The organism is Streptomyces sparsogenes subsp. cuspidosporus, assembly GCF_039532705.1.
GTDB classification, from domain to species: domain Bacteria; phylum Actinomycetota; class Actinomycetes; order Streptomycetales; family Streptomycetaceae; genus Streptomyces; species Streptomyces sparsogenes.
The window spans coordinates 72,824-94,225 of record NZ_BAAASD010000010.1 but is presented as its reverse complement, the minus strand read 5'-3'; the positions used below and the strand labels follow the sequence as shown (position 1 = coordinate 94,225).

Here is a 21,402-nt window from a genome sequence, read left to right as displayed (position 1 = left end):
CGCGGACATGGCGGGTCTGCCCCGACTCGGTCCACTGCTTGCCGACCGAGGGTCAGGTCCGGCGGACAAGCCGTTCAGGACGTCAGCCCCAGTCACCAGCGAGTTTCCTGAGGCCATCGCACGGGTGACCGGAAGCAGCGTGTGATGGCTGAGATCTTGGCGTGGCCGCCCTACGGAGGGGCCTGCTATAGATCGTCGGCATGCATATTTTCGGAGGAACGGTGACCGAGGCGGCCGCGCGAGTGGCCGATCCGGCCTTCGTGGCCGAGTGCGCCGAGACGTATGCCGAGATCCATGGTCGTCCCCCAGGGGAAGCCGAGCAACGCAGCTGGTCGCGGAGCTGGCCCTCGCTGCTCCGGATCCTGTCGGCGGCCGAGCTGGGTGACCTGCATCTCTTGCTGGAGTACGAGCTGCCCGGCACGAGCCAACGCATCGATGCGCTCCTGCTCGGTCACCAGGCCGCTGCCAAGGGTCTGACCAGCGTGGTCATCGAACTCAAGCAGTGGACCCACGCACGGCCCCATGCCGCGGGGCCCGGGATGCTCCAGGTCGGGGAGAGAGCGGTGCTGCACCCGGCTCGTCAGGTCGGCGGCTATGTGAACTACCTCAACGACTGGCTCCCCGCCGAGCTGGACCTGGAAGTGGAAGGCGTCGCCCTGCTCCAAGAAGCGCCTCCGGATCTGATAGCTCACCTGCGTGAGCGTCTGGGCTCGGGGCCCAGTGCCAGCTACCCAGTGCTCGGCGCCCAGGACCTTTCCCTGGATGCCGCTCCGCACGTGCTCGCCGAACGCCTCCGCTGCTCGGGCCTTCGCATGGCAGCGCCAGAGAGGATCACCGCGTTCCTGGACGCGCGCCACCGTCCGTCCCCGAAGCTTCTGGCGAAGGTGGCCGCGAACATCGCCGGCAGCGAAGCGTTTCGTCTCATCGGAGAACAGGACAAGGCGCGCCAGCTCATCTACCAGGCCATCCGCGCCGGCCGCGGCAGTCATGACGGGCACGTCGTCGTTGTCACCGGCGGGCCGGGCACCGGAAAGACCGCCATCGCCCTACGGCTCCTGGGCGATCTCTGCGGACACCCCGAGGCGAACCCCCGGCTACTGTCCCCCTCGGCCACACTGACGCAGCAGCTCAACCGCGCCGCAGGTGAATTGGCCAAGGGTCTGATCGCCACCTGGACCAGCGGCCTTCCGCGCGTCCTGGACAAGGACAGGAGCGTCGTACTGCTTGATGAAGCACATCGGGCGCGCACCGGCCGCACCTGGCGCAGGGCCGAGTTCCCTGATGCTTTGGCCAAGCTGCTGGAGAACTGCGCCGTTCTCGTTCTCTTCCTCGACGAAGACCAGATCGTCCGCCCCGGCGAGGGCACCACCGTGGACGAGCTGCGGCGCATGGCTGCCCGTATGAATCACAGCTTCGAATGCATCGACTTGCCGACCCAGTTCCGGTGCAGCGGTTCCCGGGCTTACATGGACTGGCTGGATGCCCTTTTCTCTCCAGGAGGACGTCCACCGCGGTGGGCTGGTGCCGACTACGACCTGGCCTTGGCCGACAGTCCCGTACAGCTCGAGAAATGGGTCGCCGGTCACATCCGCCGGGAACACAGCGCTCGCATCACCGCGGGGTACTGCTGGCCCTGGGACTCCTCGCCCGAACCCCCTTTGTCGCCTGAGGTGTCCCTTTCCTGGAGCGACGCTTCGGGAGATCACCGGTGGGCGCGTCCTTGGAACTCCAAGGCCGACCGGCTCATCGCGGGAGAAGGGGTGCCCGGCCGCGCGTTCTGGGCCACCGACGAGGGCGGGCAGCACCAGGTCGGATGCGTCTACACCGCCCAGGGGATGGAATACGACTACAGCGCGGTCATCCTCGGCAAGGACATCACCCGGACCGCCCACGGGTGGCAGGCGCGTCCAGAGGAAAGCCACGATCCGGCTCTCAGAAGCCTCACCCCTCAGGAGTACCTGCCCTACGCGCTGAACACCTACCGCGTCCTCGCCACACGCGGAGTGCGCGGCACACGTCTCTACTCCGACGACGCCGCGACCCGGCAGTACCTCCGGACAGTACTGCCGCACGCCCCGTCCTGACGCTCTCTGTTCAACAGTGCATGGCACAGGCACAACCTCCAGACAGGAGTTGCCGCGCCGCCTCGTCGCCTCGCCGACACCACTCCTTCATCGAGCACCGCCCCTCGTACCCAATCGGCAGAAAGCACCGCACTTGGCCGAGCTAGAGTTGACATCGAATTCACGCGGCCCGCCGGGCTTCCGCTCTTGATGGGATCCACCCATCGGGAAGTCGAAGGACATGCCCCTACCCGCTCCAGCAACTCCGTGCTGCCTGGGGGCCTTCCTTGTTGATCCGCGAGTCCGCCGCCTCGATCGCCGCCGAGATCCTTTCCGGGGGGTTGTACTTCCGCCTGGCGGACCGGTTCGTGCACGTCCATGGGTACAAGCCCAGCAAGAGCGAGATGCGCTCATGGGAGCACTCCATCCCGGCCCTCGTGAACGCGGTACTGGATGCGGGCCTCGGCGAGGTCGAGGTGATGCTGGAGTACTCGCTGCCGCTCACCAGTCAGCGGGCCGACGCCATACTCGCCGGTGTACATCCGAAGACCGGCGAACCTTCTTACGTGGTCATCGAGCTGAAGCAGTGGAGCGAGGCTCACCCGGACGAGGAAGCGCCCAACCTGTGCCAGGTGGTGGGGATACGGGGCCGTCAGCTACTGAACCCGATCGAGCAGGTCCGGGGGTACTGCGAGTACCTGGCGAAGTTCAACGGCGCGCTGGACGGGCACGAGCACCGGATCACCGGCGCCGCGTACCTCCACAACGCGACGGACTTCGGAGCCGGCGCACTGGACGTCGCCGGGCAGAGTCCGCGCGGTCGGTTCTTCACCGGTGACAGGCGCGGTGAGTTCATCACGTTCCTCCAGGAACAGCTGGCGCCGCAGTCCGGTGCGTCGATGGCTGACGCGCTCCAGGCGGGGCAGATCAAGCCGTCCACCCAACTCATCGCTGTCGCAGCCGACGAGATCCGGAATCGGGAACAGTTCACGTTGCTCAGCGAGCAGAAGGTGGCGTACGAGTTGGTGCTGAAGGCCGTGCGGAACGCCCGGCAGGCGGACAACAAGGAAGTCATCGTCATCACCGGTGGACCCGGCAGCGGGAAAAGCGTCATCGCCCTGTCCCTTCTCGGCGAGCTCTACCGCCAGGGACGGTCCGCGCTGCACGCCACGGGGTCAGCTTCCTTCACCAAGACCATGCGTAAGGTCGCGGGGACCCGAAAGCGCGAAGTGCAGGACCTCTTCAAGTACTTCAACAGTTTCATGACTGCCGAGCGCAACGGTCTAGACGTGCTCATCTGCGATGAAGCGCATCGCATGCGCGAGACGTCCGCCAACCGTTACACGCCCGCGGCCAACCGCACCGGCAAGCCCCAGGTCGAAGAGTTGATCGACGCCGCGCGTGTTCCGGTCTTCCTCCTCGACGAGCATCAGGTCGTCCGACCTGGCGAAATGGGATCGCTTCACGAGATCGAGGACGCGGCGACCGCCAAGGGGCTGCGCGTGACCAGGGTGGATCTCAACGGCCAGTTCCGCTGTGGCGGCAGCGACGCCTATCTGCGGTGGGTCGAGCGACTGCTGGGGCTGAAGGACGGCGGACCCATCCACTGGGAACCGGACGCCAAGATGGAGCTCTTGGTGGCTGAGACCCCTCAGGACATGGAGGCGTACCTCGATGGCCGACGTGCACAGGGGTACAGCGCGCGGATGTCCGCCGGCTACTGCTGGAAGTGGACCACCAAAATCGCCCCAGGTGAGGCACTTCCGGCGGATGTGGTGATCGGCGACTGGGCACGGCCGTGGAACGTCTTCGGTGAGCGGGGAGTGGCGGGCGCACCCCCGTCCGCCCTGTGGGCCACCGACCCGGCGGGGTTCGGTCAGGTTGGCTGCGTGTACACGGCGCAGGGATTCGAGTACGACTGGAGCGGCGTCATCCTAGGTCCGGATCTGGTGTGGCGCGGTGACCGCTGGGTGGTCGACCGGTCGGCGTCAAAGGACCCGGTGTTCAAGAAGTCCACCCCGGATGAAGATGTGGCGCGGCTGATCCGCAACACGTACAAGGTGCTGCTGACCCGGGGTATGAAGGGCACGGTCGTCTATTCCACGGACGCCGAGACCCGGGACAAACTGCGCGAGCTCATCCAGTCCGAGGACCGCGTCCCCGCCTCCGTGTGACGCGGCGGCTCGGCGGGCGGGGGGCTGACTGTCGTCGCTGTCCGGTGCTGCCGGACAGCTGGACTCCTCGGCGATCGGTGGGCGCATGGCTCCTTGGCGGCAGGGCAACGTGCGACAGCCGCTGCCCTGCCCCATACCCCTGCGGCGGAAGTCCGCTTCACTCCACCACGGTGATGCGCCCTTCCGCGCCCACGAACACGCCCTGTGCGTACAGCTCGGCGACATCCGCCTGCAGAGCGGCGCGAATGTCCGGACCCAGCCGCTTCCAGCCGAAGAAGTCGCAAGCAAGGCGCATCAGCTCCTCGGCGGTCACACCTGGGCTCTCCGCCGCGAGTTCCCGCAGGGCCAGTCGTCGCTCCGCGGGGGCTATGTGCATGACCTTGCGCGGCGTGTCGTCGGCAGCCGGATGGCGGGCCCTGAGGTCCGCCCGTCCGGCCAGGTCGATGAAGTCACCGCTCATGCTGACGGTGCCGGACCGCTTGAGGCCGCGCACCACCTGCCGGATGTTCTCCCGGATCCGGGGGCCTGCCTTGGCCACGCCCCATGCCTCGCGGGCACGCTGCACCAACAGCTCCTCGTGGATGGGCCCCTCGGTCTCCACGGCCCGGGTCAGGAGCCTGCGGAGTGCGGGCCGGGCCTCGGGGGTGTGGAGTTCGGCGGAGGGCGTCACATACAGCTCGGGCACTTCGTACGAGGCGCTCCAGGGCCGGTCCGGCTCGGTGTCGACCGGCACCCGCTCGTGCTCGACCGCCAGGCGTCCCGGCTCTCCTGGCGACTCGCCCGACAGCCCGGCGCCGGCAGCCGGAGCCGACGCCTGCTCTCGCACCGACGCCATCAGCGGATCCGCCGCGACCGCCTGCTCGACCGCTTCCCGCAGTCGCTGCTCAGCCGCGGCCCTCCCCCGGTACCAGTCCGTGCCCCAGATGCGGTGGAGCTTCCAGCCCAGCCCCCTGAGGACCTCTTCGCGCAGCCGGTCCCGGTCCCGGGCCGCCTTGGACGAGTGGTACATCGCCCCGTCGCACTCGATGCCCAAGGCGTACGAACCGGGGGCGTCCGGATGCCGCAGGCCCATGTCGATACGGAAGCCGGCGACGCCGACCTGCGGCTGCACGTCGTAGCCCCAGTCGCGCAGCACGTTGAGTACCGACTCCTCGAAGGGGCTCTCGGGTGCCGCATCGTCCGGCTGCACCACGTCCTGGGCGAGGACGGACGGGCCGTCCTTCGCGTATTGGAGGTAGCGCTTGAGGTACTGGACGCTCTCGTTCTGGCTGTCGCCCAGCATGTCGCCGTGGAACGAGGCGACGACCTCCATGCGATAGCGGGCGCGGGTGACGGCCACATTGAGGCGGCGCCAGCCTCCACCCTTGTTGATGGGACCGAAGTGCTGGGTGAGCTTGCCGTGCTCATCGGGGCCATACCCCACCGACATGATCACGACGTCGCGCTCGTCGCCCTGCACCGATTCGAGGTTCTTGACGAAGAAGCCGTCGAGCCGATCCTCGGTGAACCGGTCGTCGAGGTCCGGGCGGGACAGGCGTGCTTGCTGGACCGCGAGATCGATGGCCGACGCCTGCGCCTGGGAGAGTGCGACGACACCGAGAGTGCGGTCGGGCCGGGTGTCGAAATGGTGGATGACCCGCTGTGCGACCAGCTCCGCCTCGACGGGGTTGTCACGCCGGCCGCCCCGGTCGTACGTACCACCTTCCGCGTGGTAGAACGCCACGCCGACGTGGTTGCCGTGCTCCGTCGCCCCGGGGAAGGTCACCATGGAGTTCCGGTAGAACTCCCGGTTGCTGAAGGTGATCAGATCCTCGTGACGGCTGCGGTAGTGCCAGCGCAGCGGGAGGACGTTCAACGCGCCGGCTTTACAGGCATCGAGCAGGGACTCGAAGGACTCCGGTACGTCCTCGTCGTACTCGTCGCTGTCGTCCTCGACGGCCGAGTCGAAGAAGGAGGTGGGCGGCAGCTGCCTCTCGTCACCCGCGACGACCAGCGATCCGGCCCGATAGATACAGTTGATCGCGTCGGCGGGGCGGACCTGGGACGCCTCATCGAAGATGACCACGTCGAAGTGGTAGTCGGCGGGAAGGAACTGGCTGACCGTCAGTGGGCTCATCATGAAGCACGGCTTGATGCTGCGCACCACTTCCCGCGTGCGGCTGAGCAACTCGCGTACGGGCATGTGCTTCCGTTTGAGTTGCGCCTGCCGGACGATCAGCTTGCCCGCCCCTGACTGGAAACTCCGCGGTCTGCGCTTGTTGCATGCCTCGATCACGGCGCCGCCCGCCGCCTCAAGCAACCGCCGGTCGGCTTCCTGGAATTTCGCGACCCGGGCGTCGAGGTCGGCCGACCGGGTCGTACGCAGTCGTTCGTCGGTGTCGAGGTGGCCGTCGGCCCAGGACTTGAGGACGGCGTACTCCACGGCGGCGGGGAACTGTTCCGCGCAGATAGCGCGTTCCGCGGCACGGGACACCAGGTCCCCGGCTCCGTGCCGTGCCAGTACGGTCAACCCGCCCCGGTACGCCTGCCATTCCTCCGGGCCCTGCGGGTCGGCGAGGAGAGTGGCCACCACCTGGTGGGCCTGGTCGAGCGTGCCCAGGAGCGCCGGGAACAGCTGTGCCCGCCGCGCGTCGTCGAAGAGAGCGAGAAGCGCGTTCGCGGCCTCGGTCCAGCGCTCGACGCGCTGGGCGGCGGCGTTACACCAGTCACCCAGCGTGTCCCGGGCGCTGCGCGCCAGCAGCGTGGGGAAAGGGTTGCCGCCGAGATCCTCATCGGAGTGTCCGCCGTCAGCCAGGTGGGCGATCAGCAGCTCCGGCCGCTCGACTCCTCCCGACAGTGCGGCGACGCGATCCGCAGTGGCCAATGCCTGATCGAGGGCGACGAGGTCGCCCCCGGTGCGGGGCGTGTACCGGCCCAGCAGCTCGCCGTACCGATCGGCGAGCCGCGTGACCTGGGCATGGGCTTGATGCCACGCCACAGCCTGGTCGAGCCGCCCCGTCCGCTTCCTGTTCCATACGCCGTCCCGCGTGAGGGCGGCGACGGCCTCGCGGTCCGCCTTGTGCTGCGCGGAGAACCGGCCCTTGGTGATCCCGCGCGTCGCTGTGAAGCGCCGCACCAGAGCAGGGAGATCGTCCACGTCGAGAAGGCGGTCGCCGAAGACGTCCTCGGCCGCACTGCGTGCCTCTGCCAGCGCGGACAACGCGCCACGCAACTCCCCAGCCGCGTGGTGGGCCCGGCGCAGAGTGTCCTGGTCGAACCATCCGCTGGGCGGGCGGTGGGCGGTGGAGGCCAGATCCGTCAGTTCCAGCAGTGCGAAGGCGGCTCCGGCCGTATCCGGCTTGCGCGCGCCGAGGCTGTCGGCGAGCTGTGCGAGAACGCCCGAGACGTCCTCGGGGAGAGCGACTTCCGGTACCGGCGCCCGGTCCGGCAGTCCGTCGCGGAGGGAGCGCACGGTCTGCCGGACGTCATGCACCGTGCGGGGCTCGGGAGTCCCGGCCGCGAAGGGCCTGCGCTCCGCAGCCGTGCGCAGCGCGTCCAGCGCTTCCGCCGCCTCCGATGCCGCTGTGAGGGCCGAGGAACCCGCGGAGCCGACGAGTCCGCGCCACGCGTACGACTCCCCCTCGGCGGCCGGCCGCCAGGCCCGGCTGATGGCCTCGGCGGCGGCGATGATGTCCTGCAGCACCCCGGCGCTGAGGGCATGGACCGCTTTTCGATTGTCCGCCCGCAGGGTGAACCGCGGAGTGCCGGCCTGTTCGAGCAGCACCAGGCGGCCCAGCACATCGTGCAGGGTGCGGTCCAGGGGCTCGCGCGGCTGGTTCATCGCCGCCGCGTAGCGGGACAGGTCCTCGCGCAGCCGACGCGCCCGTTCCAGCTCGTGCTCCGCGGCTCCGCTCACTCGCGCCGCGGTCGTGAGTACCCGGGCGAGTTCCGTGGCCACGGCCTTCTTGGTGGTATCGCCGCTGTGCAGAGCCAGGACGAAATCCCCGAGGCCGACGCCACGCAGCCGATTGCGTACGACGTCGAGGGCCGCGGCCTTCTCGCTGACGAAGAGGACACTGCGGCCCGCATGCATGAGAGCGGCGATCATATTGGTGATCGTCTGGCTCTTCCCCGTCCCGGGAGGGCCGTTCATCACGAACGAGTGGCCGTCCAGCGCGGCCGCGATGCACTGCCGCTGGGAAGCGTCGGCGTCGAGTACGAGCGGGGTCTGCTCGGGTAGCTGGATCTCGTCGATGCGGTCCAGCTCGGGAGGGTCGAAGGAGACCGCGTCGGACGGGAGTTCGGAGTCGGGGCCGAGGGCGACAGCCCGTACCAGGGGGTGCGCCAGGATGCGCTCCTCGTTCTGGCGGAGGTCCTGGTACATGGCCTCCTTGTACGAGGAGAAGAGTCCGAGGACCACCCGCTCGCCGACCGACCAGCCGCTCCGCCGCGCTGCGATCGCTCGGGCGGCGGCGAGTACGGCGGCGTGGTCGGCCACATCGGCGTCCAGCACCGGCGACCAGTCGACGCCGAGCTGGTCCAGCTTCACCTCAAGCGCCCGATTGTGCATGCGCTCCTGGGATTCGGCGGCACGCAGCCGTATGTTGCCTTGTCCGTCGCGGCGCAGCTCGACCGGGACGAGCAACAGCGGAGCCGAGCTGCTCTCGTGAGCGCCGACTTCCCGCCAGTCGAGCATGCCGACACCGAGCCACAGCACCCACAGGCCGTAGTCGTTGTACATCTGGCCTGAGCTGCGGCGAAGCCGACGGAGCGCCGCGTCCAGGGCCGACTGCCGGGTCTTGTGGGTGACGAGTCCCGAGGCCGCGGGCGTCGGCCCCGGTTTTTCAGAGGGGGAGAGGCCGTCCCGTAACGGCTCATCATCCTCATGGCTGTCCTCGATGGGAGCGAAGGACCAGCCTTTCGTCAGTCCGGCCAGGACCGCGGCGGCATCGGGGGAGGTGATCTCCAGCGTGGCCGTCCCGGTGTGACGGAAGTTGAGCAGCCTGTTGCGTCCGCCCATGTCGAGCAGGGAACCGCGCCAGCTGTCCAGAACGGTCCTCAACCGGTTGAGACCCGGACCGCTGATCGCGGGATATCCAGCGCCGGTCGCATGCCGGTATGTCATACGGGCGGTACCTCCAGAGGCAGGAACGCACACATGGGGGCATTCCGCCGCCGAGAAGCCCCCCTCATACCGTACCTACCAGCCCAGGAGGCACGACATGGCGCAAACGGTGGCCTCGATGCACATGCGATATGAAGGTGATGCGCTCTGTCCTGCCACACGGCCGGTTTCTTCCCCGGCGGGCGGATTCAGGGGAGCCACCGGCTCGCCTGGTGACGGCTGACGCGTGTCGCGTCGACATACCACAAGCGGTTCCGCGCGTCCCATCTGGCGCGAAGCTCCTTTTTCGCCTCGTCCTTCTCTTCGTAGGAGACCTGGAGATAGAGACGTCCGTCGACGACATCGCCGGGCGAGATTCCGCTTGGCGAGGGTGTCGCGGGCTCGGCCGCGCCGCGCTCCCTGCCGCTGTGGCCGCCCGCTGCGCGCGGGTTCCACGCCGCGCGGTCCTTGCGGGCACGCTCGATGACCCTGCTGACCCGCTCGCATGACGTGGGGTCTGTGAACCGCATCATCAGATCCGTCGGGCCGGTGTTGGCGAGCAGGTTGAGCGACCCGTGCCAGAGCACCGAGCCGTCGAGGATGAGGACCTTCTCGTGCATGCGCTCCCGGAAGTCCACCTCACAGCCCACCGCCCTGAGCTGGTCGATCCGCTGCTGATGACGCTGAGCGGCGGCTTCCTCCCGCTGCTCTTCGGCGGCCCTTGTGTACACGACGACCTTGACGCCCTCAGCGACGCGCTGTCCCAGCAGAGCCGACCATTTACGGACCGGCTGCGGATCGAGAAACGGACAGTACAGCTCGATGCTCCTGACCGCGCGTGTGATGTCCCATTCCACCGCCTGGTACACCTCGTCCGCCGGAAAGAAGGCGGGCCGTGCCAGTTCCTCCTCGGACAGGGCGGAGAGCTGGGCGGCGTCCCTTGTGGGCACGAGCTGATCGGCCGACATCAGCTGCGCGTGACTTTCCAGGTGGTCGAGCATGGCCCGGGCCTCGCTGTGCGGTGCGAGGTGCTGCCGCAGGTGGTCGACGTCGGCCACCACGATCAGATGGTCCTGGGCCCGGCTGAGGGCGACATTGAGAAGACGGCACGTATGGGATGACAGGCCCGTCCCTCGGTAGAAGAAGCCCGGGTCCCTGCCCGCGCCGACCGCGGTGTCGAGTACGACGATCGGGCGCTGGCTGCCCTGGAACCGGTGGACGGTGTCGACCAGCCCCTCGTACTCCTCACCGAACCGGTACTTGAGGCTGCCCCGCAGGGCCTGGACCTGCGCCCGGTAGGGAGCGATGACGCCCAGCCTGTCGGTCGCGCGCTCGCCCGGCGCGACGTTCTCCCACTTCCGGCCCGGGAGCACCCCCTCGTACTGAAGTCCGCGTACGAGTTCGTGCACGACGGCCTCGTTCACCGTGTTGGCCTTGTGGTCGGGGCCGGGGATGCGCTGTTTGGAGGTGTCGACGAGGATGACGGGCGCGTCGACAAGCGGGTTGAAGGGGATGCGGCTGCGGTCGTCACGACCCGTGGCGAGGGGCGCGTCCGGATAGGCGACGACGTTCACCAGGGCACAGATCGGCTCGCGCATGCGGTACTGCGTGTCCAGAGCGACAAGCCGCGGATCCTGGCAGACCGCCCCGGACGCGGTCACGAGACCGGCCGCGTGGAAGGCGTCGCGGGCCGCCCATTGCCGGGAGTGCGCGCGCTCCTGCTCCGTCGCCTTCTGGTCGCCCTCCCCCTTGGTCACGGCGGGCAGTTGCCGGAAGTCTCCGGCGACGACGACGCGCTTACCCGCCAGGCCGGCGGCGAGCCAGGCGGAAGGAAGATCGACCATTCCCGCTTCGTCGATGACGACGACATCCACACGATCCAGAAGCTTCCGCGACTGGACCGCCTTGGCGACGGTGGCACCCATCACACGGCACCGCGAACGCACGGTGTCGTGGATCTTCCTGCGCTGCTGGTCGAGGTCGTCGATCTGCTTCTGCAGGGCTTCGGCCTGCCGGGAGAGCACCGGGCGCGCCGCCACCCCGGCCAGCCTGGCCCGAGCGCCGGCCAGCTGCCCGGTCAGCTCACCAATGGCCGCCGCTGCCTGCCCCGCCTCTTGTTCCGCGTCCGCGACCTGCGTGGCGGCGCTCCGGGCCGACGCCTCAGCCTGGGCGAGTTCGCCGCGCAGGGTGGCGAGCTGGGCTTCCTTCCGCTTTGCGAACAGTCCGCTCGGGGCCCCCAATTGGCCGATCTTGAGGCGGAGCCGCGCCGCGTCGGCTTCAGCTCGCAGCCCGTCCTTTCCGGCAGCCTCCTTCGATGTCACGGCCGCGGAGCGAGCCGTACGGGCCGCCGCGAGCGCCTGCTCCAAGGACTGGACGTCGTCATGCAGGGCGATCGCGGTCCGCACGGTCTTCAACGCCTCTGTCGCCTGGGTGAGGCCCTCATCCAGCTGAACGGCGATCCGGGCGGTGATCTGGGCGGTGTCGACGAATTCGCCGTACCGGTCACGCAGGGACGGCACTTCGATGTCCCCCGCGCGTTGCACCAGCCCTTCCGCGAAGCCGTCCTGCGCTTTGAGGAGATCGCACATACGCTCCAGCGCCTGGTCGACGGCGACCTTCGTCGGTGCCAGGAACAAGATGGTGTGCCCCTGCCGGAAACAGCCCTCCACGATGTGCCCGACGACATCGGTCTTTCCCGTGCCGGGCGGTCCCCAAAGGAAGAGAATCTGACTCGCGAGGGCCTGCTCGACGGCGAGCCGCTGGCGGGGGTTGAGCTTCAGGCCCTGCCAGTTGGACACCCAACGGGCCGCATCGGTTTCCCGGACGACGACAGGGTTGCCCTGCCCGATGATCCAGCCGGCACTCTCCACGCGCACCGGGCTGTCGGCCTGCCCCACCGCTTCGAGTCGCTCGGCCACCAAGGTCAGGCCGGCCGTGTCGTCCTGCCGGATCTGGACGTTGGGCACGGGCTTCCCCAGGGCCTCGGTGGCGATGAGCCGCACTTTGCCGTCAGGCATACGGGACACTTCCGCCGTCGCCCAGGGGCCGCGGGAGCGGGCGGCCCTCACAAGCACGGACGTACCGTCGAGCGACTCGTTCCACCGCCTGCACGTGAAGATGTATTCGAATCGCCCCGCGGAGGACGAGACAGGCCGACCACTGGAGAGGGACACCTTCTGCGCGTCGTTGCCGTCGCCGCGCCGCTCGGCCCGGATCTCCGCGCGAACCGCTGCGAGCAGCTCCGCCACCGGATACGGCTGCTTGATCCCCGTCATGCACACGCCCCCGCTTCTCCCACCGCCCGTGCGACCACTGTGCGTGCGATCCAAACATCTTTGAGTCACCACCGAAAGCGCGCCAGCGAGATACCGCCACGAACGGGACGAGCAACCCCATACGTCTCGGCCTTCGGCGATCCGATGCCCCACCGCTCCCCGAAATGGAACCGGCCCAGCCCCCCATGCCACGAAGCCTCCGAACCCAGCTCCGGTACCCGATACGATCTGAGCCGGGAATATTGCTGCCGAGCAGCCCCAATCAGTACAGATCGACGCGAAGCGGGGATGGCGCATGCGGGACGGCCGGTGGGTCACGGTCACCGAATCCGAGTTCCAGCACGAGCGCCGCGGGCTGGAGGCCATCCGCGAGAAGCTCCCCGACAACGATCCGTGGCGTGCCTGGTCGAACTTCACCTTCACCGCGCACAGCGGCCACGTGCGGGAAGTGGACCTGCTCGTCGTCGCCCCCGGCGGCGTGTACCTGATCGAGCTGAAGGACTGGCACGGCTCCGTCGAGGCCCGTAACGGCACCTGGCTGCAGACCCAGCCCAGCGGACGGCAGATCACCCATGGCAACCCGCTCCACCTGGCGAACAAGAAGGCCAAGGAACTCGCCGGGCTTCTGGCCCAGGAGGGCGAGCGGGTGTACGTGTCGGAGGCCGTGTGCTTCACCGACTCCTCGCTCCGGAACCGACTGCCCGCCCACGACCAGCACGGCCTCTACACCGTCCACCAACTGGCGCAGATGCTGGCCGAGCCCCCGCGCGAGGAGCGCCGGCGGATCGACAGGACGCGGTCGCGCCGCATCGCGTCCGCCCTGGAGCGGGTGGGCATCGCGCGCAGTGACGCCGAGTACAAGGTCGGCCCCTATCTGCTGCACCGCAAGTCCTTCGACTCCGGCCCGACCTGGGCCGACTATCTGGCCCGGCACAGCGAGCTGCCGGAGGCCGCCCGCATCCGCGTCTATCTGCGCGAGCGCGGTTCGGACGCCGAGCTGCGGGCCTCCGTGGAGCGCGCGGCGCGGCGCGAGGCCGCCGTGCTGCGGCGCTTCCGGCACCCCGGTGTCGTACAGCTGAAGCAGTACGACCCCTCCGGGCACTCGGCCGGGCCGGCGCTGATCTTCGACTTCGATCCGCGCACCCTGCGCCTGGATGAGTATCTGGCGCAGTACGGCGAGAAGCTGGACATCCTGAGCCGCATGGCCCTGGTTCGGCAACTGGCCGAGACCGTGCGTTCCGCACACGGCCGGCGGATCTACCACCGCACCCTCGCCGCCCGCGCCATCCACGTACTGCCCCGCCCCCGGGGGCGCGCGGCGGGCACGGACGGTGAGGAGGCCGGCTGGCTCAGCCCGTACTTGCAGATCTCGGACTGGCAGGTCGCCGTCCAGCGCGGCCCGGGGACCGGCGCGCCGAGCGGCGGCGAGCGCTTCGCGCCCACCACACTCTCCCGTGCGGGCGCCCACCTCGCGGAAGGCGCGGATCCGTACCTCGCCCCGGAACTGACCGCGCTGAAGGCCGACCCCGTCGCACTGGACATCTACGGGCTCGGCGTCCTCACCTACCTACTGGCCACCGGCAAGGCCCCGGCCGCCAGCCAGGCCGAGCTGCTGGCCCGCTATGAGGCGGGCGAGGGGCTGCGCCCCAGCGCGGTGGTGGACGGGCTGTCGGAGTACATCGACGAGCTGGTCCAGGCGGCCACCGCCTACCACGTCAACGACCGCCTGGACTCGGTCGACGACTTCCTGGAGATGCTCGAGGTCGTCGAGTCGGTCCTGACCGAGCCCGCCCCCGCGGAGCCCATACGGCCGGCCGCGCCCGAGAAGGACCCCCTGGAAGCGGTCGCGGGCGACGTGCTGGCCGGCCGCTGGGAGGTCCGGCGCCGCCTCGGCACCGGGTCCACCAGTCGCGCGTTCCTCGTCCGGGACCTGGCTGCGGGCCCGGACGTGCGCTTCTCGAAGACCCTGGCGGTGCTGAAGGTCGCCATCTCCGACAGCCGTGGCGAGATGCTGGCCCGCGAGGCCGAGGTGATGGGACGGCTGCGCCCCGATTCACGCATCATCCGTCTCATCGAGCCGGAGCCGCAGCGCATCGGCGGCCGCACGGTCCTCGTCATGGAGTACGTCGGTGATGAGCGCGAGGCCGACGGCGAGCCCCCCGCGCCCGGCGAGCGGAAGAGCAGGCGCCGCGAGGAAACCGTGGCCCGGCAGCTCCGGGAGTTCGGCCGCCTGTCCGTGGACCAGCTCGAGGCGTACGGCGACTACCTGTTCGGCGCCGTGGACTTCCTCGAGGGCGAGGGGGTGTGGCACCGCGACATCAAGCCCGACAACATCGCGATCCGCATCCGCCCGAACCGCACCCGTGAGCTGGTGCTGATCGACTTCTCCCTGGCCGGCTACCCCGTCCAGGAGACCGGAGCCGGGACGGACGGCTATCTGGACCCTTTCATCGGCACCCTCACCGAGCGCTCGGTGTACGACAGCCACGCCGAGCGGTACGCCCTTGCCGTCACCCTGCACGAGATGGCCTCGCGCGAGCTTCCGGTGTGGGGCGACGGAAAGGTGTCGCCGCGCCAGACCGACGCCAAGAAGGAGCCGTACCCGAAGATCGCGGCCGACGCCTTCGACCCGGCGGTGAGGGACGGCCTGGTCGACTTCTTCCGGCGGGCACTGCACCGGGACGCGGCACAGCGCTTCCCCGACCTCAAGCCGATGCGCGACGCCTGGAAGAGGATCTTCCTGGCCATGGACGAGGCGAAGCCGTCGTCGCGCCGCTCCCGCCAGCCCGCCGCTGTTGCGCCCGGCGGCACGGACGCGCCCGGAGAGGCAGCGGCGCAAGCGCAGGACGCCCCGATCCCCGCCGCTGAGGAGGAGAGCGCCGAGCAGCAGCGCGATCGGCTGGCGGCCCAGGCCGACCGCGAAACCCCCATCTCGGCCTCGGGGCTCAGCCCCGCCGCCCAGTCCTTCGTCTACGGCCTGCGCGTCAACGATGTCGGTGGTCTGCTCGACTACAGCCGCCATCAGCTCGTCAACGCGCCCGGCTTGGGCGCCAAGACCCGCAAGGAAGTCCTCCGCCGCATCAAGGAGTGGCGGCAGCGGCTCGCCGAGCAGCCCGCCACCCCCCTCACTCCCGAGGGGCGCAAGGCCGCCAAGGATGAACTGTCGGTTGCCGAAGCCGCGCTCGCGAACGCGATGGCGGAAAGCGGCGGCGCGGAAGGGCTACCCGAGCGTGCCCTGCGCAGGGTCAGCCTCGACACACTGGCCACGATCTTCGTCCCGGAGCTGAAGAAGGACGGGACGAATCGCAACGAGTGCGAGATGGTACGGCTGCTGCTCCGGATCCCCGACGACCGGGGCGCGCTGCCCGACATCGGTGTCTGGCCCAAGCAGAAGGACGTGGCGAGCGCCCTGGGACTGTCGGCGGGCCGCATCCCCCAGATGCTGAAGACCCAGCGCACCCGCTGGAAGCGGCATCCCGCCGTCCAGGTGCTGCGCACCGAGATCCTGGAGCTTCTCCGTAACCTCGGCCGGGTCGCCTCCGCGGCGGAGATCGCGGACGCCCTCGCGCTGCGCCGCGGCACCGAGCTTCCCGAGCGCGAGCAGCGCCGGGCGCTGGCGCTGGCCGCCGTGCGAGCGGTGGTGGAGGTCGAGCAACTCGTACCGGACGAGGCCGAGTTCCAGCACGCGCCGAACCGCAACGCGGCGGACGAGGGCATGGGCGCCGGCCTGCTGGCCCTCGAAGTCGGCCCGGACGACGCCCCCGAGACCCCGTCCGGGCCCGGCCTGCTCAACTACGCCCAAAAGCTGGGCAAGGTCGCCGACCGGCTGGCGAAACTGGACACCCTGCCGACCGCGACTACGGTGCTCGCGGAGCTGGGCGCCGTTCCTCCTCCGAGCACGACTGTGGAGTGGGACGAACGGCGCATCGTCGAGATCGCCGCCGCCGCCTCGCGCCACGCCGCAGCGACGCCCCGTTTGGAGATCTACCCCCGTAATCTCCCGCTCGTGCGGGCGCTGCGCCTCACCCAGGCAGGACTGGTACCGCTCATCCCGGGTCTGCCTGATGAGCGGCAGCCGGGGCTCACGCCCAAGGACATCCATGAGCGGGTACGGTCGCGCTTCCCGGAGCTGCTGAACGAGCGGCGCGGGCACGCGCTGCCGACCGGCGGCCCCCTGACACGGGCGCTGCGGGACGCCGGCTTCGACCTGGAGCTGAAGACCCGCGAGGGCCACGGCACGCTCCGCTACATCCCGCGCCAGCCGGACGGTGACTCCTCCTACCTCTCGTCGGACGCCGCCCGCCAGGCCACCGGCACCCTCACCGCGCACCGCTACTCCGACGACCCGCAGCTCGCGGACGCGGCGGTCACCGAGGAGCGGCTGCTGGCCTCCGCCCGCCGGGACGGCTTCCGGGTGCTGACCGTACGGACCGTGGTGGCCGGCCAGGCGGTGCGCGAGCTGGCCTCGGACCGCTTCGGCGCCGAGGTGGTATCGGTGACCGATCTCTTCCTGCGGGCCCTACACGAGCAGGTCGACCCGCGACCGAAGCCGACGTGGGAGACGATCCTGCGCGCGGACGGCGCGGAGCCGGGATCGAAGGCGGCCATGCGGTTCGCCGAGTACGCGCGGACCAGTTGGGGAGCGGTGGAGCCCCGGCTGCGGGAGCTGGTGTCGGGGGCCCGGGGGGCGGCTGGGACTCCTGTGCTGCTCACGGACGCGGGCGCGTTCGCGCGGTACGACGCGATGGCGGTGCTGGAGCGGCTCGCCGAGGTCGCGCGGGACGGGGGGCGCGGGCTGTGGCTCCTGTGCCCGCAGAACGACCCGGCGCGACCGCCTCGGCTGGGCGCGGTGGCTGTTCCGTACCAGGCGGGGTTGGGAGAATGGGTCGAGCTGCCGGATTCGTGGGTGGCGAACGCGCACCGGGCCGAGTGGTCGGCGGCGGGTGGTGGCGCGAGTGGGGGCTTCGGCGCCGGTGCTGGCGCTGATGCTGATGCTGATGCTGTTGAGGCAATGGGGACAACGGGGATCAGGGGAGACGAGACTAAGTGATTGATGCTGCCGCGCTGCGAGCCGACCTGATCAAGCAGGTCAAGGCGATCGAGGTGGACCTCGCCAAGCAGGTCAAGGAGGGGGAGTCGGTCCTCAAGCCGCTGCGGCAGGAGTACGAGAAGGCGAGCAAAGCAGATCCGGCGACTCCGAGGTGGAGTGCGTGGCTGGATGCGCGTCTGGCTGAGGATGACCTGTCGGCGGACCGAGTGGAGCAGTTGCGCGCGGCGGACTCGGTCGCGGGCCGGCTGCGGGCGGAGTACGACGAGGCGCGCAAGCTGGGGCGTACGGCGGCGACGTGGAACGCGTGGCTGGACGAGCGGGTCACGCAGGTCGCGGTGGCGTGGGTACTGGGCACGGTGTTCGTGCGGTTCTGCGAGGACAACCGGCTGATTGCGGAGCCGTACCTCACGGGGCCTGACGCGGAGCGGCGGGACCTGGCAGAGGCGCGGTACGCACAGTACGTGGAGGAGGATCCGGACCCGACGTACCGGGGTTGGCTGGAGCGGGCGTTCGAGGAGCTGGGGGCCGGGCAGGCCGGGAAGCTGCTGTTCGACAAGCGGCGCAATCCCCTGTACCAGATTCCGTTGTCGCATGACGCTGCTCGGGCGCTGGTCGAGTTCTGGCGTGAGCGGGGTGAGGGGGACGACGGGGATCGGCTGGCCCATGACTTCACGGATCCGTTGAATGAGGACGGTACGGAGGGGTGGGACACCCGGTTCCTGGGTGACCTGTACCAGTGGCTGTCGGAGTCGGCGCGGAAGACGTATGCGCTGCTTCAGACGCCGGAGTTCGTGGAGGAGTTCATCCTCGACCGGACGATGGACCCGGTGGTGCGGGAGCTGGGCGGCAAGTTCGGCGAGCTGAAGATGATCGACCCGACGTGTGGCTCGGGGCACTTTGTGCTGGGTGCGTTCCGGCGGATGGTGCGGCTGTTCGCGGAGCGGGAGCCGGGGCGGGATGTGCATGAGCGGGTGCGGGATGCGCTGAACGCGGTGCACGGGGTGGACATCAACCCGTTTGCGGTGGCTATTGCGCGGTTCCGGTTGCTGGTGGCTGGGATGGCGGCGGCGGGGATGCGGACGCTGGCGGAGGCGGGTAGGTACGAGTGGCCGATTCACCTGGCGGTGGGGGACTCGCTTATCAAGGCGCGACAGCTTGAGCTGACGCTGTTGGGTGAGGAGTCGGGGGACCCGCTGGCGGAGTTCTCGTATGCGACGGAGGACGTGCACGAGTATCCGGGGATTCTCGAGCAGGGGCGGTATGACGTGGTGGTGGGTAACCCGCCCTACATCACGGTCAAGGATAAGAAGCTGAACGCGTTGTATAGAGAGCTGTACGCATCCTGCGCGGGCACATACGCCTTGTCAGTGCCGTTCGCTGAGCGCTTCTTTCAACTGGCAAAGGCGGGAAGAGCCGATGGGCGCGGGTATGGAATGGTTGGCCAAATTACAGCGAACTCCTTCATGAAGCAAGGGTTCGGCGCGAAATTGATCGAAGAGTACTTTGCACACAAGATTGAACTGAACGAGGTTATCGACACCTCAGGCGCTTACATCCCCGATCATGGAACTCCGACAGTCATTTTGATCGGCAGACGCCGCGCGGGTAGCGGGCGCCCGGAGATGGTCCGCACAGTGCGTAGCATTCAAGGCGAGCCGAAGGTACCGGATAGGGCCAGCGAGGGATTCGTCTGGAGAGCCATTGTCGACCAGATCGACAAGCCGGGTTCATTTAGCCAATGGGTATCGGTAGACAACCTCGCCCGTCATCGCTATTTTGAGAAACACCCTTGGATTCTCCTTGACGGCGGGCTCGAACTCATCGAGCAGATCGAATCAGTTAAACAGAATCGACTGGGTGACACCATAGACGATATCGGGGCTGGCGCGGTACCGCGTGAACACGAAGCCTACGAACTTGGCGGTGGAGCACTCCGTCGCCAAGGTGTACCGTCCACGCACCAACGCCCCATTGTGGCAGGCGCCGAGATCCGAGACTACCTCATCTTGGATCCATCGATGTCGCTTTGGCCTTACTCCAGCAAGGACCTCACCGCCGAGGCCCCCACGGCCGTTGAACGCACATTGTGGCCCTTCAAAGTCCAACTTCGCACCCGTGTAGCGTTCGGCAAAACGCAAATCGCAAGAGGCCTCTCCTGGTTCGAGTACTCCATGTTCTTCACCGAGAGATATCGGGTTCCACTTTCCATCGCATTCGCGACCGTTTCCACACATAATCAGTTCGTGTTGGATAGAGGGGGAAAGGTATTCAAACAATCTGCCCCTGTCATCAAGCTAAGCAAGGAATCGAGCCAGGAGGACCACCTGCAGCTACTAGGACTGCTCAACAGCTCCACCGCATGCTTCTGGCTTAAGCAGGTTAGCCAGTCTAAAGGAAACGGCGGCATCGGTGGCGGCATCTCTGATGAACTTTGGGAGCACCGATTCGAGTTCACCGGAACCAAGCTGGAGGGGTTCCCCCTTCCCGCAAGCTATCCCACCGCGCTTGGCTCTGCCATGGACACTCTCGCCCGAAATCTTGGCATCGTTAGCCCCTCAGCACTGACTGCATCTGGGACACCCGCACCGGATGCTTCTTCCCTCCGCGAATTTCGCACCAACTGGGCATCCATCCGTTCCCAGATGATCGCATTGCAGGAGGAACTGGACTGGCAAGTCTACTATCTCTACGCACTGCACGCTGAGGACCTACGCGCCCCAGAAACCGAAGTTCCCGAACTCGCCCTTGGCGAGCGTGCCTTCGAGATCGTGTTGGCTCGGCGGGTCGAGAAGGGAGAAGCGTCCGGCGAGTGGTTTAAGCGCCACAACTCCACACCTATCACTGAACTGCCTGCCCACTGGCCGGATGCCTACAAGGCCGTCGTCCAAAAGCGCATAGACGTTATTGAGACCTCCCGCGCAATCGGGATGATCGAGCGCCCCGAATACAAGCGCCGTTGGGCGACCGAGGGGTGGGACGTACTCCAGGAGCGCGCGCTCAAGTCCTGGCTGCTGGACCGAATGGAGAACCGCGAGCTGTGGTTCCCGGACGGGCAGCCGACCATCCTCACCCGCGACCAGCTCACCTCCGCCCTCTCCCTCGATGAGGACTTCGTATCCGTCGCGGAGCTGTACGCGCCCCGCACCGAGCTGGCGACCGTCGTCGCTGACCTCCTCGCTGACGAGCACGTGCCGTTCCTCGCCGCGCTCCGCTACAAGCCCGCCGCGCTCAAGAAACGTGCCGACTGGGAGCATGTCTGGGACCTCCAGCGGCAAGAAGACGCCGCCCCGGATGAGCCCACCAAGCGGAAGATCCGGGACTCGATCCCCGTGCCGCCCAAGTACACCTCAGCAGACTTCCTCAAGCCGTCCTACTGGCGTGCCCGAGGCAAGCTGGACGTGCCCAAGGAGCGGTTTATCTCGTACGCGACCGGTGCGATCTCCGGGACGCCCAAGCTGTTCGGCTGGGCGGGTTGGGATCACCGGGAGCAGGCGCAGGCGCTCGCCACGTACTTCACCAACCACGACGGGCTGTCCTCCGAGGAGATGACGCCGCTGCTCGCGGGCCTGCTGGAACTGCAGCGGTGGCTCGATCAATGGCACAACGACTTCGATCCGCTCTACGGCAGCTCTCCCGCAGCCTTCTTCGCGGGCTACCGCGCAACCCAGCAGGGTGAACATGGTCTCACCGACGACGACCTGCGGGCCTGGCGGCCCGCCCCGGCCACCCGTGGCCGGCGCGCGGCCAAGAGCTGATC

The 21,402-nt window shown here is 68.4% G+C and carries 6 protein-coding genes; 4 read left to right on the top strand and 2 right to left on the bottom strand.

Annotated elements, in window-relative coordinates; all coding sequences use genetic code 11:
* Positions 1-200: 200 nt before the first annotated feature.
* On the top strand, positions 201-2,084 hold the full coding sequence (locus tag ABFY07_RS14965) for a DNA/RNA helicase domain-containing protein (protein ID WP_346174978.1): 1,884 nt from the start codon (positions 201-203) through the stop codon (positions 2,082-2,084).
* A 266-nt stretch (positions 2,085-2,350) separates the two neighbouring features.
* Positions 2,351-4,237 carry a DNA/RNA helicase domain-containing protein gene (locus ABFY07_RS14960; RefSeq protein WP_346174977.1) on the top strand — a complete coding sequence of 629 codons (1,887 nt, stop codon included), beginning with the start codon at positions 2,351-2,353 and terminating at the stop codon, positions 4,235-4,237.
* A gap of 157 nt (positions 4,238-4,394) precedes the next feature.
* Here the strand turns inward: ABFY07_RS14960 and ABFY07_RS14955 are convergent, their stop codons facing one another.
* Positions 4,395-9,236 (bottom strand): DUF3320 domain-containing protein, encoded by a 4,842-nt coding sequence (locus ABFY07_RS14955; RefSeq protein WP_346174976.1) that lies wholly within the window; start codon positions 9,234-9,236, stop codon positions 4,395-4,397.
* Between the two features lie 293 nt (positions 9,237-9,529).
* A complete protein-coding gene (locus ABFY07_RS14950) occupies positions 9,530-12,568 on the bottom strand; it encodes an AAA domain-containing protein (RefSeq protein WP_346174975.1) in 3,039 nt (1,012 codons plus the stop codon).
* A 322-nt stretch (positions 12,569-12,890) separates the two neighbouring features.
* Here ABFY07_RS14950 and pglW point away from each other — a divergent pair, with 322 nt between their 5' ends.
* Positions 12,891-17,645: a BREX system serine/threonine kinase PglW gene (gene pglW, locus ABFY07_RS14945; RefSeq protein WP_346174974.1), complete on the top strand. Its 4,755-nt coding sequence runs from the start codon at positions 12,891-12,893 to the stop codon at positions 17,643-17,645.
* 164 nt (positions 17,646-17,809) lie between these two features.
* On the top strand, positions 17,810-21,400 hold the full coding sequence (pglX, locus tag ABFY07_RS14940; protein ID WP_428836933.1) for a BREX-2 system adenine-specific DNA-methyltransferase PglX: 3,591 nt from the start codon (positions 17,810-17,812) through the stop codon (positions 21,398-21,400).
* Positions 21,401-21,402: the final 2 nt, after the last annotated feature.